This window comes from Actinoplanes regularis (genome assembly GCF_900188005.1).
GTDB lineage: Bacteria > Actinomycetota > Actinomycetes > Mycobacteriales > Micromonosporaceae > Actinoplanes > Actinoplanes regularis.
Genome location: NZ_FZNR01000001.1, coordinates 864,154 through 876,506, shown reverse-complemented (window position 1 = coordinate 876,506; position 12,353 = coordinate 864,154). Strand labels below are relative to the sequence as shown.

Sequence of the window (12,353 nt, the reverse complement as noted above, 5' to 3'; positions counted from 1 at the left end):
ACACAGCGAGGCCACGGGATGGCAGCGGACATCGCGGAACAGCCGGATGTTTTCGCCCGCCTGTTGGAGGGGCCGCCCGCGGCCGCGATCGCGGAGGTCGCGGCGGAGATCGCGGCTCGCCGGCCGCGCAACGTGCTCTTCGTCGGCCGCGGCACCTCCGACCACGCCGCGCTCTACGGCGCGTATCTGGCCGAGATCCGTCTGGGCCTGCCCGTGGCCAGCGCCTCGCCGAGCGCGATCACGCTGTACGGTGCCCGCCCGGACTTCTCCGACGCCCTGGTCGTCGGGGTCAGCCAGAGCGGCGGCTCGCCCGACCTGAGCGGGGTGCTCTCCGCCGCCCGGGAGACCGGTGCGCTCACCCTCGCCGTCACCAACAACCCGGAGTCGCCGCTGGCCCAGGCCGCCGAGCTGTCGGTGGACGTGTCGGCCGGGCACGAGCGGGCGGTCGCGGCGACCAAGACGTACACCGCCGAGCTGCTCGCACTGCTGCTGCTGGTCGAGGGGATCCGGGCCGGCGACGGGCGGCTGCCCGAGGCGGAGCGGGCCGCGCTGGCCGCGCTGCCGGGGCTGGCCGCCGCGGCGCTCGCCGACCGGACCGCCGAGGAGTTGGCGCAGCGCTACCGGTTCGCGCCGCACATGGTCACCACCGGGCGGGGGTACGCGTACCCGACCGCCCGGGAGGCGGCGCTCAAGCTGATGGAGACGTCGTACGTGCCGACCCTGGCGTTCTCCGGCGCCGACCTGCTGCACGGCCCGCTCGCGATGACCGACACCGACGTTCCGGTGTTGGCCGTGGTCGGCGACGGCCCGGGCGGGCAGTCGATGCGGGAGGTGATCGCCCGGCTCAAGGAGCGGAAGGCGGACGTGCTGACCGTCGGCCCGCAGGGCGATCTGGGTGTTCCGGCCGTGGACGAGCGCTACAGCCCCCTGCTGGACATTCTGCCGCTGCAGAAGCTCGCGCTCGCGCTGGCGCTGGCGCGCGGCGAGAACCCGGACGCGCCCCGTGGCCTGAAGAAGGTGACCAGCACCCTCTAGCCGAAACATCGGCGTGGCAGGCTTGGGCCCGTGTCCACCCTGCGCGATCTGGTCGAGGAACACACCGAGCTGGGTTCCCTCGACATCGACCACCTGCACCGGCTGGCCGGTGACTGGCAGCTGCTCTCCGACCTCTCCTTCGCCGATCTGCTCCTCTGGGTGCCGATCAAGGGAGAGAAGCCACGCCAGTTCCTCTGCGTCGCCCAGGTGCGCCCGACCACGGCGCCCACGGCGTACCAGGACGACCAGGTGGGCAAGATCTTTGGTGGACCCGAGGTCGCCCACCTGGACGTGGCCTTCACCCAGGAGCGGATCTGGCGGGAGGGCGACCCGGTCTGGTACGGGGACACACCCGCCCGCCACGAGGCCATCCCGGTCCGCCGCCGCGAAGCGAACGACCACGAGGAGGGCCGCAGCGAGGTGATCGCGGTGATCGGCCGCGACACCAACCTGAGCACCGCCCGCACTCCGAGCCAGCTCGAGCTGAACTACCTGACCACGGCGGACGACCTGGCCCAGATGGTGGCCGACGGCACGTTCCCGCCGGTTCGGCAGCCCGGGGAGATGACCACGTCGGCGCCCCGGGTCGGCGACGGCCTGATCCGGCTGGACGCCTCCGGCAAGGTCACCTACGCCAGTCCGAACGCACAGTCGGCGTACCGGCGGCTCGGCTTCAACGCGCACCTGGTCGGCGAGGAACTGGCCCATCTCTCCAGCCGGCTGGCCGCCGACCCGCTGGAGGGCACCGACGTCGCCGAGCGGATCCGTTACTCGCTGCGCGGCGAGTTCCCGCCGCGGATGGAGTTCGAAGCACGCGGTGCGACCGTGCTCACCCGCTCGCTGCCGCTGCTCCCGGCCGGCGTGCCGATCGGCGCGCTGGTGCTGGTCCGGGACGTCACCGAGGTGCGCCGCCGGGACCGCGCGCTGATGACCAAGGACGCCACCATCCGGGAGATCCACCACCGGGTGAAGAACAACCTGCAGACCGTGGCCGCGCTGTTGCGCCTGCAGGCCCGCCGGGTGGATGCCCCGGAGGCCCGGATGGCCCTGGAGGAGTCGGTGCGCCGGGTCGCCTCGATCGCGCTGGTGCACGAGACGCTCTCGATGTCCAGCGAGGAGGAGGTCGAGTTCGACGGCATCGTGGACCGGGTGGCCAGCGCCGCCACCGAGGTCGCCTCGACCAGCGTGTCGGTGCTGATGCGTCGCGAGGGCACCTTCGGGGTGCTGCCGGCCGAGATCGCCACCTCGCTGGTGATGGTCCTGAACGAGCTGCTGATCAACGCGGTGGAGCACGGGTTCCCGGCCGCCGAGGACGACGAGTCGACCGGCCCCTCCGCCGGGCAGGGCGCCGAGGTGGTCGTCTCGGCGCACCGTTTCCGCAAGCAACTGCACGTCACGGTCGCGGACAACGGGCAGGGGCTGCCGGAGGGCTTCCGGGCGGACGCCGGTGGTCGGCTCGGGCTGCAGATCGTCCGGGCGCTGGCTACCGGGGAGTTGCGCGGCAGCATCGAACTTCGCAATCGCGCGGGCGGGGGTACAGAGGCGGTTCTGGTGGTCCCGCTCGGCAAGCGTTAGGTCCCCGGCCAGGCGAAACATTGTTGTCGATGGGTGAGCGCCTCCGACCTGCGGCGTAACGAATTCGTAACGGTGGTAGGAGAACTCCGCCAAGTGCCGCGCACCACACTCCCGAAATCTGGACCTCACTGGCCCACATTCGGTTTGCGTGAGAGGCTTACCCGCATGACCGCTGCTCTTGACCGCCGCTTCGTGGCCCGCCGCCACGTCGACTACGGCCGTGTCTTCAGCGCGATGTGTCCGGCTTCCTGACGCCGCCCCCAAATATCTCGGGCGCGGAAGACAAGCCGGCCCTCTCCCGACGCTGAAGTCGCGGAGCCTCCGAGTGGCCGCGAGTGTCCTCCCCTGCCCACGAAAACCGGAGGACCGCCGCCATGGCGCCCAGCAACAGTCCCGCAACGCCGACCGCCCGCCCCCGCAAGGCGCGCGGCGAGGGCCAGTGGGCGCTCGGACACCGCGAGCCGCTCAACCCCAACGAGCGGAGCAAGAAGGACGACAACCCGCTCAATGTCCGGGCGCGTATCGAGAACATCTACGCGCACCAGGGCTTCGCCTCGATCGACCCGGCCGACCTACGCGGCCGGTTCCGCTGGTGGGGCCTCTACACCCAGCGCAAGGCCGGGATCGACGGCGGCCGCACCGCGGTGCTGGAGCCCGAGGAGCTCGAGGACGAGTACTTCATGCTCCGCGTCCGGATCGACGGCGGCGCGCTGAACCTGGCCCAGCTGCGGGTCATCGGCCAGATCGCCAACGAGTTCGCCCGGGACAGCGCCGACATCACCGACCGGCAGAACATCCAGATGCACTGGATCCGGGTCGAGGACATGCCGGAGATCTGGCGCCGGCTCGAGTCGGTCGGCCTGCAGACCACCGAAGCGTGCGGCGACTGTCCCCGCGTGGTGCTCGGCAGCCCGGTCGCCGGCATCTCCACCGACGAGGTCATCGACGCCACCCCGGCGATCGACGAGATCATTCAGCGGTACGTGGGTGACCCCGCCTACTCGAACCTGCCGCGCAAGTTCAAGTCCGTCATCTCCTGGCTGCCCGACGGTCCGTACCAGGCCAACGACATCGCGTTCGTCGGCGTCGAGCACCCCGACCACGGCCCCGGCTTCGACCTCTGGGTCGGCGGCGGCCTGTCCACCAACCCGCGGCTGGCCGAGCGCCTCGGCGTCTGGGTGCCGCTCGCCGAGATCCCGGACGTCTGGGAGGGCGTGGTCGGGATCTTCCGGGACTACGGCTACCGCCGGCTGCGGCACCGCGCCCGCCTGAAGTTCCTGCTCGCCGACTGGGGCGTGGCGAAGTTCCGCGAGGTCCTGGAGAAGGAGTACCTGGGCCGCGCGCTGATCGACGGGCCGGCGCCGGACCTGCCGGAGAAGCCGATCGACCACATCGGCGTGCACAAGCAGCGCGACGGGCGCAACTACGTCGGGGCGGCGCCGGTCGTCGGCCGGTCCTCGGGCAAGCAGCTGCTCGCCCTGGCCGACCTGGTCGAGCAGCACGGGTCGGACCGGGTGCGGCTCACCGCGTACCAGAAACTGATCGTGCTCGACATCTCCGACGACCAGGTGGAATCGCTGATCAGCGGGCTCCGCGGGATCGGCCTGGAGGCGCGCCCGTCGGCATGGCGGCGCGGCACCATGGCCTGCACCGGCATCGAGTACTGCAAGCTCGCGATCGTCGAGACCAAGGCCCGCGGCGAGGAACTGGTCGCCCGGCTCGAGGAGCGGCTCAAGGACTTCGACGCGGACATCTCGGTGCACCTCAACGGCTGCCCGAACGCCTGCGCCCGCACCCAGGTCGCCGACATCGGCCTCAAGGGCCAGCTGCTCCTGAACTCGCACGGCGAGCAGGTCGAGGGCTTCCAGATCCACCTCGGCGGCGCGCTCGGCATGGCGAAGGGCGAGACCGCCGGCTTCGGCCGCAAGCTGCGGGGCCTCAAGGCCACCGCCGAAGAGCTTCCCGAGTACGTCGAGCGGGTCGCCCGGAACTACCTCGACGGCCGCACCGACGGCGAGACGTTCGCCAACTGGGTGATGCGGGCGGAAGAGGAGCTCCTGAAATGAGCGACGCCAGATCCGCCCCGCTCTACTGCCCCTACTGCGGTGACGAGGACCTCCGCCCCAACGAGTCCTCGCACGGCGCCTGGGAGTGCCACTCCTGCGCGCGTGTTTTCTCGGTCAAGTTCATCGGGTTGTTGTCCAAGGGAGCAAACGCATGAACCTCCTGAACGCCTCCGGCCTGGGCCTGATCAACCTGGGCGCGCCCAGCGCCCCCGCTGACCCCGCCCGCCGCGCTCCTGAGCAGCTGCGGGAGCTCGCCCTCCAGGCCGCCCGCGACCTCGAGGGCAGTTCCGCCGAGGAGATCGCGAAGTGGGCGACCGACACCTTCGGCGAGCGGTTCTGTGTCACCAGCTCGATGGCCGACGCGGTGGTCGCGCACCTGTTCTCCCGCGTCTCGCCCGGTGTGGACGTGGTCTTCCTCGACACCGGCCTGCACTTCCCGGAGACCCTCAAGGTCCGGGACACGGTGGCCCGCACGATGAACGTGAACGTCCGCTCGATCCGCCCCCGGATGACCGTCGGCCAGCAGGACGGCGAGTACGGCCCCCGGCTGTTCGCCCGCAGCCCCGACGAGTGCTGCTTCATTCGCAAGGTCGAGCCGCTGGAGCGGGCGCTGGCCGAGTACGACGCCTGGGCCACCGGCCTGCGCCGTGACGAGTCGCCGACCCGCGCCAACACACCCGTCGTCGCCTTCGACGCGAAGAAGGGCAAGGTCAAGGTCAACCCGATCGCGGCCTGGACCCAGGCGGACGTGGACCGCTACATCAGCCGGTGGAACGTTCCGGTCAACGAGCTGTTCAAGAAGGGCTACGGCTCGATCGGGTGCTGGCCGTGCACCCGGCGCACCAAGGCCGGCGAGGACCCGCGCGCGGGCCGCTGGGCCATGTTCGAGAAGACCGAATGCGGTCTGCACGTCTGATCGGCGCCTCGACGAGCAGCCCACTGCCCGCCGTGGTCCTGGTGGCACACGGCAGTCGTGATCCCCGGGCCGCCGCGTCGACCGAGGCACTGGCCCGGGCGGTGCGCCGGGCCCGGCCGGAGTGGCTGGTCCGGGCCGCCTACTTGGACCACGCCGGGCCGAGGCCGCTGGAGGTGCTGGGTTCGCTCGGTGCCCGGCGGGCGGTCCTGGTGCCGTTGCTGCTGACCGAGGCGTATCACGGGCGGGTGGACCTGCCCGCCGTGCTGGCCGAGGCGGCCGATCTGCCGGTGGAGGTCGCGCTCGCCGAGGTCCTCGGGCCCCGGCGGGCCGAGCCGGGGCGGGTGCGGATGCCGAGGCTGCTGCTGGAGGCGCTGGTGCGGCGGCTTCCGGATGCCGAATTCGACGCGGTCGTGCTGGCCGCTGCGGGGACTCGGGACGCTGTCGCGCGGGGAACGGTGGGGTACGCCGCGGCGGCGCTCGGAGCGCGTCTCGGGGTGCCGTCGGCCGTTTCGTACTCGTCCGGGGTGGGGCCGCGGGCCGGCGACGCCGTGCACGTGCTGCGGGACGGTGGGGCTCGCCGGGTCGCGGTGGCGGGGTACTTCCTGGCGCCGGGGCAGCTCTACGACCTGGCGGCCGGGTCGGCCAGGGAGGCCGGTGCGGTCAGCGTGGCCGAGCCGTTGGGGGATGTACCGGAGTTGGTCGGGCTGATCAGCGCCCGGGTGGCTGCCGCGGGTGCGCGGATGGCCGTCGCCGCCTGATCCGCTCTCCGGCGTGTCTCAGCGGCCGTCTGGTCTGCCTTCTGCGGTCTCAGCGGCCGTCTGGTCAGCTATCTGTGTGTCCTAGTGGTCGTCGTGGCCCGCCTTCGGTGTGTCCCAGTGCTCGTCTGGCCCGCCTTCTGCGTGTACCAGTGGTCGCCTGGTCCGCTTTCTCCGTGGCTCAGCGGTCGTCTGACGGCCGAGTGTGGCCGGATCCGCATGATCACCCGGGTGCGCCCTGTCCGGGCCGCAGAGTCGATCTTTACCCGGAGGTTGCTCTCCGTAACGATCACTCTGCGCTATGCGACAACGGGAGTCGGTATTGGAGGGTCCACAGCGGAGTGTGTGGGCGCGGCGACGGAAATCGATCAGTCACCAATTTCGAGATCATTTCGGGAGTACGGGTAAACGTACCGTGATCGAATTAGCGCTCAGTGGAATGGAAGCTCTGTGTAAGCGGTCCGAAACAGCAAGACGCCCCGGTGCCGTCCGGCCCGGGGCGCAAATGCTGTGTGGGGGATTGAGTCAGGCAGTGGGAGCGGAGACCCGAAGGCCACCGCGACGCTTGACCGCGCGCCGCTCATCCTCGCTCATACCGCCCCATACGCCGGCGTCCTGACCCGACTCGAGCGCCCAGGAAAGGCACGACTCGGTCACTGGGCACCGCCGGCACACGGCCTTGGCCTGCTCGACCTGCAGGAGCGCGGGGCCAGACGTCCCGATCGGGAAGAAGAGCTCCGGGTCCTCGTCGCGGCAGATCGCATCGTGACGCCAGTCCATGGCGGCAAACTCCTTGTTTCGGATGGGGTAATGAAAACAGTGCTGTTTACCTATATGCATGCGCCCGTGGTGTCGACGGGTTGTGCCCGTACGCTCACCAGTGCGTCAGCAAGCCTTTGTGTTTGGTGGCCGTTCCGCGCTTCTGGATTAGGAACGCGCACAAGCGGCAACCGGTTACTTCTTATCGCTTGTGAATGCTTTCACGAACTCTCGCGATGTCAAGGGTAGCGCTGGAAGTTTCTTCCAGCGGGTGAGCTGCCTCACCTACCCTTATGTCCGGTTCTCCTGCTCTTGCCGGAGCCGGATGACGAGCGCTCCCATCAATGTAGTACGGTCCCGGCCGCTTCGCCGACCTTTTGCCCGTGTTTCTGTAACGGATCGTGAGCACGTCCCGTAAGACGTACCCCGGCGTCAGCAGACCACACGGAGCGCTGATGGGACGGACACGAAGTGCACCTTCTGCCGCTCGCCGAGATAGTCGCCGTCCAGCTGGAATGCTTGGGGCCGGGACGAGACCACGGTGAACTCGGCAAGGTCATGCAGCCGTAATACCTGTTTACCGTGTTGATCACCGGAGCGCCACGCGAGCTGTGTCACGGTCTTTGCCGTTGCGGAAACCTTCAGTCTGCGCAGAGCGAATACATCGAGTCCGAGATCGAAGGATGCGTCCGGATTCGGGTCCACCGGACGGTCACCGAGGTACGTCCAGGGGGCCGTGTTCTGCACGATCACCGTGCCCAGACCGGCGGCGGTCGCCTCATCCGGACGTTCCAGGGCCATCGGCGGATCGGACCGGTCGACTCCAGTGAAGAATTGGCCGACCGCCGCGCGCAGGTATAGGCCCGGCGTCGAGGTCCGGCCGCGCAGCCGGGCCTGCTCCACCCGGCGGACCACCGCGGCGTCCAGGCCCAGGCCGGCGGTGAAGGTGAAGTAGCGATCGTCGGCGCGACCGAGATTGATTACCCGGTGCCGGCCGTCACGCAAGCCGTCCAGGATCACACTTGTCGCGTCCGCCCAGTCGCGGGGCAGGCCGAGCGCGCGGGCGAACACGTTGGTCGAGCCGCCTGGGACCACAGCCAGCGCCGGCAGTCGGTACGCCGGCTCTCCGGGCAGCCCGGCGGGCGCGGTCATCAGCCCGTTCACCGCCTCGTTGACGGTGCCGTCACCGCCGAGTGTGACCAACACATCGATGCCGCTCTCGGCGGCCGCGCGAGCCAGAGTGGTGGCGTGCCCACGTCGCTGGGTGTAGCGCACCGTCAGGTCGACCGCGCTCTCCAACGCCCGGACCAGGACGTCTCGGCTGCGCTCGGTGGTCGTCGTCGCCCGGGGGTTGACCACCAGCAAGGCACGCATGGCGGCACCTTACCCGCCGAAACCGGTTCGGGCTGTCGGTATGGTGCAGCGGTGACCGGTGAGAACTCCGTGACGACCGCGGCCGCGTCCCTCGACTGGGGAGTCCGGCTGCTCTACCTGCAGAGCGTGGGGCTGGCCGGGCTCACGGCGTACCTCGTCGTTCTCGATCTGACCAGCGACGGCGCCGACGTCGGTGTGGCGGCCTCACTCACCGTCATGGCGGCGCTGGCCGCCGCGGCGGTCTTCCTTGTCGCCCGAGCCCTCGGGCGGCGGAAGGTCCGGGCCCGCGGCCCGGCCGTGGTGGTGCAGCTCTTCCTGCTGGCCACCGGTGGTTTCCTGGTCCAGGTCGGGCCGCTCTGGCTGGGCCTGGTGCTGCTCGCGCTGGCCGCGATCACCGCGGTGCTGGTGCTGCTCCCGGCCAGCAGTCGAGCGTTGGGCGTCGATTAGTAGGGTCGATGTCGCCGCTCTGGGCATAACCTGGATGGGTGACCGGCTCAACGGTACGCCCGCCCGCCTATCAGCAACTCGCGGACGATTTGCGGGCGGAGATCACTTCGGGACGACTACAACCGGGTGAAAGGCTGCCGCCCGAGCCCGAGTTGTGCGTCAAGATCGGCGTCAGTCGCAGCACGGTGCGTGAGGCGCTGCGCCTGCTCGCCAGCCAGCACCTGATCGTCACCACCCGCGGGGTGACCGGCGGAAGCTTCGTCGCGCACCCGGACGCCGGGCAGCTCGCCGACGGGCTCTCCGCCGGATTTGCGCTGCTCACGAGCTCGGCCGAGGTGGGCTTGGGCGACCTGCTCGAGCTACGCCGCGTGCTGGAGGCGCCGGCCGCCGGGCTGGCCGCGATCCGGCGCACCGACGAGCACATCACCGAGCTGCGCGGTGCGCTCTTCGATCCGAGGATCGACGACTTCGACACCATGCTCGCCGCCCACGCGGCGTTCCACCGACTGCTCGCGAAGGCCACCGGCAATCCGCTGTTCGAGCTGGTCGGCCGCCCGCTCTACCAGGCGTCGTACGGCGAAGAGGTGTTCGCCGGCCTGCCCCCGGAGTACTGGTCCCGGATCGACGCGGATCATCGGGAACTGCTGGAGCGGCTGATCGAGCGGGATGCCGAGGGGGCGACCAGGATGGCCGCGCGGCACCTGGATTACATCGCGCTGACGGTCAGTACTCAGTCCGGCGGGTGAGCAGGCGGATCGTCGCATGCTGCCCGTTGGCCTCGGCGGCGGCGGACGTGGTCAGCGCGGTCAGCACCTTCCATGCGAAGGAGGACTCGGAGGGCAGCCGGGCGCCGCGCACGGTGGAGACGGTGACCTCGACGGTGAGCGCGTCCTCGGTGACCGCGAACCGGCACTCCAGCTCAGCGCCGCGGGTGGCGATGGCCAGCAGCATGGCGCAGGCCTCGTCGACGGCGATCCGGAGATCCTCGATCTCGTCGAGGGCGAAGTGCAGCCGGGCGGCGAGCCCGGCGGTGGCCGTCCGGAGCACGCCGAGGTATCCACCGTCGGCCGGCACCGTCAGGAGAACGATGTCGTCTCCGACTTCCGGCTCCGTCTGGGTCAGCTGAGTCACCCGCCACCTCCTCCTGTCGGTGGAGACTCTAACCGGTTACTCTCCGTTACGGCAGAGGCCGGCGCGTCCGCGGACGCGCCGGCTCGAGGCCATGATCAGGCCTGCTTGGTCTCCCAGAAGATCTTGGAGATTTCCTCGATCTTGCCGAGCAGCTGGTCAGCCACCGCGACGTCGATCGAGCCCTTGGCGCCGCCGGCGCCGGCCAGCTTGGTGGCCTCGTTGAAGAGCTGGTGCAGGTGCGGGTACTTCTCGAAGTGCGGGGCCTTGAAGTAGTCGGTCCACAGCACCCAGAGGTGGTGCTTGACGAGCTCGGCGCGCTGCTCCTTGATCAGGATCGCCCGGGTGCGGAACTCGGGGTCCGTGTTCGCCGCGTACTTCTCGGCGATGGCCTTGATCGACTCGGCCTCGATCCGGGCCTGGGCCGGGTCGTAGACGCCGCACGGCAGGTCGCAGTGCGCGCTGACCACGGTGCTCGGCTTGAGGAAACGCGGAAGTCGCATCAGGACTCCTCCATAGAATTTGCGATGATCCGGGAGTGACACTACCCCTTACAGCCAGAGGCTAACGTGACGGAGGCTTGATGCCTTGAAGTGGCACTTACCACTGTTCGCGGTGTTGGTGCGGGGCCCGTCCATGGCACCCACCCTCCGGCACGGAGACGCTCTGATCGCACGTCGCGGCGGACGCGTAAGGACCGGCGACATTGTGATCGCGCGATTCCGTTCCCGGCCCGGTCTGCTGGTCGTTAAGCGGGTGATGCGGGAACAGGACGACGGTTGGTGGTTGCAGGGTGACAACGAGTTCGTCCAGGACGACTCCCGGGCGTACGGGGTGGCAGATGTCATCGGGCGCGTGGTGTTTCGCTACTACCCCAGCCCAGGGCGGTTAAGTTAGTCTCCAGTATCCCCAGCGCACACCCGCGCTGCGGTCGCTTTCCCGGGTGACCCCCGCATCGCACCGCCTGCTGGCGCATACTCGCGACCAGATTGTGCAGGTGCCACGTATCAATGCCGATGCCGTGTGGAGTTCACCGTGTCTTTCTTCAGTTTCGAGCTCGATCCCGCCCTCGCCGCCGATCCGGTCTTCGACCTGCACCGCCGGGGCAAGATGACGATGAGCGCGACCGTCCCCCTGACCAGCCGGGACGACCTCTCGCTGGCCTACACCCCGGGCGTCGCCCGGGTCTGTGAGGCGATCGCCGAGGACGAGTCGCTCTATCCCGACTTCACCTGGACCGCCAACACCGTCGCGGTCGTCACCGACGGCTCCGCGGTGCTCGGCCTGGGCAACATCGGGCCGAAGGCCGCGATGCCCGTCATGGAGGGCAAGGCCGTGCTGTTCAAGCAGTTCGGCGGGGTCGACTCGATCCCGATCTGCCTGGACACCCAGGACGTCGAGGGGATCATCGCCGCGGTCAAGGCGATGGCGCCGTCGTTCGGCGGGATCAACCTCGAGGACATCAGCGCGCCGCGCTGCTTCGAGATCGAGCGTCGCCTCGACGCCGAGCTCGACATCCCGGTCTTCCACGACGACCAGCACGGCACCGCGGTCGTTACGCTCGCCGCGCTGCGCAACGCGGCCGCCCTGCTCGGCCGCTCCTTCGCCGACCTGCGCGTGGTCATCAGCGGCGCCGGCGCGGCCGGTGTCGCCATCACCAAGACCCTGATCGCGGCCGGCGTCGACGGCGCCAACATGATCGTCTGCGACTCCCGGGGGATCATCCACGGCGAGCGGACCGACCTCAGCCCGGTCAAGGCCGCGCTCGCCGCGACCACCAACATCTCCGGTCGTTCCGGCGGCATCACCGAGGCGCTGATCGGCGCGGACGTCCTCGTCGGCGTCTCCGGCGGCAACATCGGTGAGGAGGCCCTGGCCGGCATGGCGCCGGGCGCGATCATCTTCGCGCTGGCCAACCCGACGCCGGAGGTCCCGCCGGCGATCGCCCACAAGTACGCCGCGATCGTCGCCACCGGCCGGAGCGACTTCCCCAACCAGATCAACAATGTGCTCGCGTTCCCGGGCATCTTCCGCGGTGCCCTGGACGTCCGGGCCTCGACGATCACCGACGGGATGAAGGTGGCCGCGGCCGACGCCATCGCCTCGATCGTCGCCGACGACCTGCGTCCGGACGCGATCGTCCCGTCGCCGCTCGACCCGCGGGTCGGTCCGGCCGTGGCCGCGGCGGTCGCCGCCGCCGCGATCCGGGACGGCGTCGCCCGCCGCACGCCCGCGCCCGCCCCCACCCAGGCCCGCCAGCACGCCTGACCCGCTGTCACCCCACGCGCCGCCCTGCCT

The 12,353-nt window shown here is 70.0% G+C and carries 14 protein-coding genes; 10 read left to right on the top strand and 4 right to left on the bottom strand.

Going from position 1 to position 12,353, the window contains the following annotated elements:
* The first annotated feature begins 18 nt into the window (after positions 1-18).
* The 6 genes from CHC09_RS03715 to CHC09_RS03695 all read left to right on the top strand — a co-directional run bounded on the left by CHC09_RS03715 (position 19) and on the right by CHC09_RS03695 (position 6,350).
* Entirely contained in the window at positions 19-1,035 is a 1,017-nt protein-coding gene (locus CHC09_RS03715) for an SIS domain-containing protein (RefSeq protein ID WP_089291491.1), read from the top strand.
* 30 nt (positions 1,036-1,065) lie between these two features.
* Positions 1,066-2,610, top strand: a complete 1,545-nt coding sequence (locus CHC09_RS03710) for a sensor histidine kinase (protein WP_089291490.1) — start codon at positions 1,066-1,068, stop codon at positions 2,608-2,610.
* 374 nt (positions 2,611-2,984) lie between these two features.
* Positions 2,985-4,676: a nitrite/sulfite reductase gene (locus CHC09_RS03705; RefSeq protein ID WP_089291489.1), complete on the top strand. Its 1,692-nt coding sequence runs from the start codon at positions 2,985-2,987 to the stop codon at positions 4,674-4,676.
* Positions 4,673-4,831: a hypothetical protein gene (locus CHC09_RS46105; protein WP_179276928.1), complete on the top strand. Its 159-nt coding sequence runs from the start codon at positions 4,673-4,675 to the stop codon at positions 4,829-4,831. The genes CHC09_RS03705 and CHC09_RS46105 overlap by 4 nt, the downstream gene beginning before the upstream one ends.
* A complete protein-coding gene (locus tag CHC09_RS03700; protein ID WP_089291488.1) occupies positions 4,828-5,592 on the top strand; it encodes a phosphoadenylyl-sulfate reductase in 765 nt (254 codons plus the stop codon). The genes CHC09_RS46105 and CHC09_RS03700 overlap by 4 nt, the downstream gene beginning before the upstream one ends.
* Positions 5,574-6,350 carry a sirohydrochlorin chelatase gene (locus CHC09_RS03695; RefSeq protein WP_089291487.1) on the top strand — a complete coding sequence of 259 codons (777 nt, stop codon included), beginning with the start codon at positions 5,574-5,576 and terminating at the stop codon, positions 6,348-6,350. The genes CHC09_RS03700 and CHC09_RS03695 overlap by 19 nt, the downstream gene beginning before the upstream one ends.
* A 522-nt stretch (positions 6,351-6,872) precedes the next feature.
* Here CHC09_RS03695 and CHC09_RS03690 read toward each other — a convergent pair.
* Together CHC09_RS03690 and CHC09_RS03685 are read right to left on the bottom strand one after the other, a co-directional pair.
* Positions 6,873-7,127 carry a WhiB family transcriptional regulator gene (locus tag CHC09_RS03690; RefSeq protein ID WP_089291486.1) on the bottom strand — a complete coding sequence of 85 codons (255 nt, stop codon included), beginning with the start codon at positions 7,125-7,127 and terminating at the stop codon, positions 6,873-6,875.
* A gap of 411 nt (positions 7,128-7,538) precedes the next feature.
* Entirely contained in the window at positions 7,539-8,480 is a 942-nt protein-coding gene (locus CHC09_RS03685) for a diacylglycerol/lipid kinase family protein (protein ID WP_089291485.1), read from the bottom strand.
* A gap of 51 nt (positions 8,481-8,531) precedes the next feature.
* On the opposite strand from CHC09_RS03685, the gene CHC09_RS03680 reads away from it, so the two are divergent.
* Together CHC09_RS03680 and CHC09_RS03675 are read left to right on the top strand one after the other, a co-directional pair.
* Entirely contained in the window at positions 8,532-8,927 is a 396-nt protein-coding gene (locus CHC09_RS03680) for a hypothetical protein (RefSeq protein WP_239138014.1), read from the top strand.
* Positions 8,928-8,965: 38 nt separating this feature from the next.
* Positions 8,966-9,673, top strand: a complete 708-nt coding sequence (locus CHC09_RS03675; protein ID WP_089291484.1) for a FadR/GntR family transcriptional regulator — start codon at positions 8,966-8,968, stop codon at positions 9,671-9,673.
* Here the strand turns inward: CHC09_RS03675 and CHC09_RS03670 are convergent.
* Positions 9,651-10,058 (bottom strand): ATP-binding protein, encoded by a 408-nt coding sequence (locus CHC09_RS03670; protein ID WP_089291483.1) that lies wholly within the window; start codon positions 10,056-10,058, stop codon positions 9,651-9,653. The genes CHC09_RS03675 and CHC09_RS03670 overlap by 23 nt on opposite strands.
* A 95-nt stretch (positions 10,059-10,153) precedes the next feature.
* Complete coding sequence (sodN, locus tag CHC09_RS03665; protein WP_089291482.1) at positions 10,154-10,558, bottom strand: superoxide dismutase, Ni; 405 nt, start codon at positions 10,556-10,558, stop codon at positions 10,154-10,156.
* Positions 10,559-10,643: 85 nt separating this feature from the next.
* On the opposite strand from sodN, the gene CHC09_RS03660 reads away from it, so the two are divergent.
* Together CHC09_RS03660 and CHC09_RS03655 are read left to right on the top strand one after the other, a co-directional pair.
* Positions 10,644-10,952, top strand: coding sequence for a S26 family signal peptidase (locus tag CHC09_RS03660; RefSeq protein WP_239138016.1), 309 nt, complete (start codon positions 10,644-10,646; stop codon positions 10,950-10,952).
* A 138-nt stretch (positions 10,953-11,090) separates the two neighbouring features.
* On the top strand, positions 11,091-12,323 hold the full coding sequence (locus CHC09_RS03655; RefSeq protein WP_275407849.1) for an NAD(P)-dependent malic enzyme: 1,233 nt from the start codon (positions 11,091-11,093) through the stop codon (positions 12,321-12,323).
* The last annotated feature ends 30 nt before the right edge of the window (positions 12,324-12,353 follow it).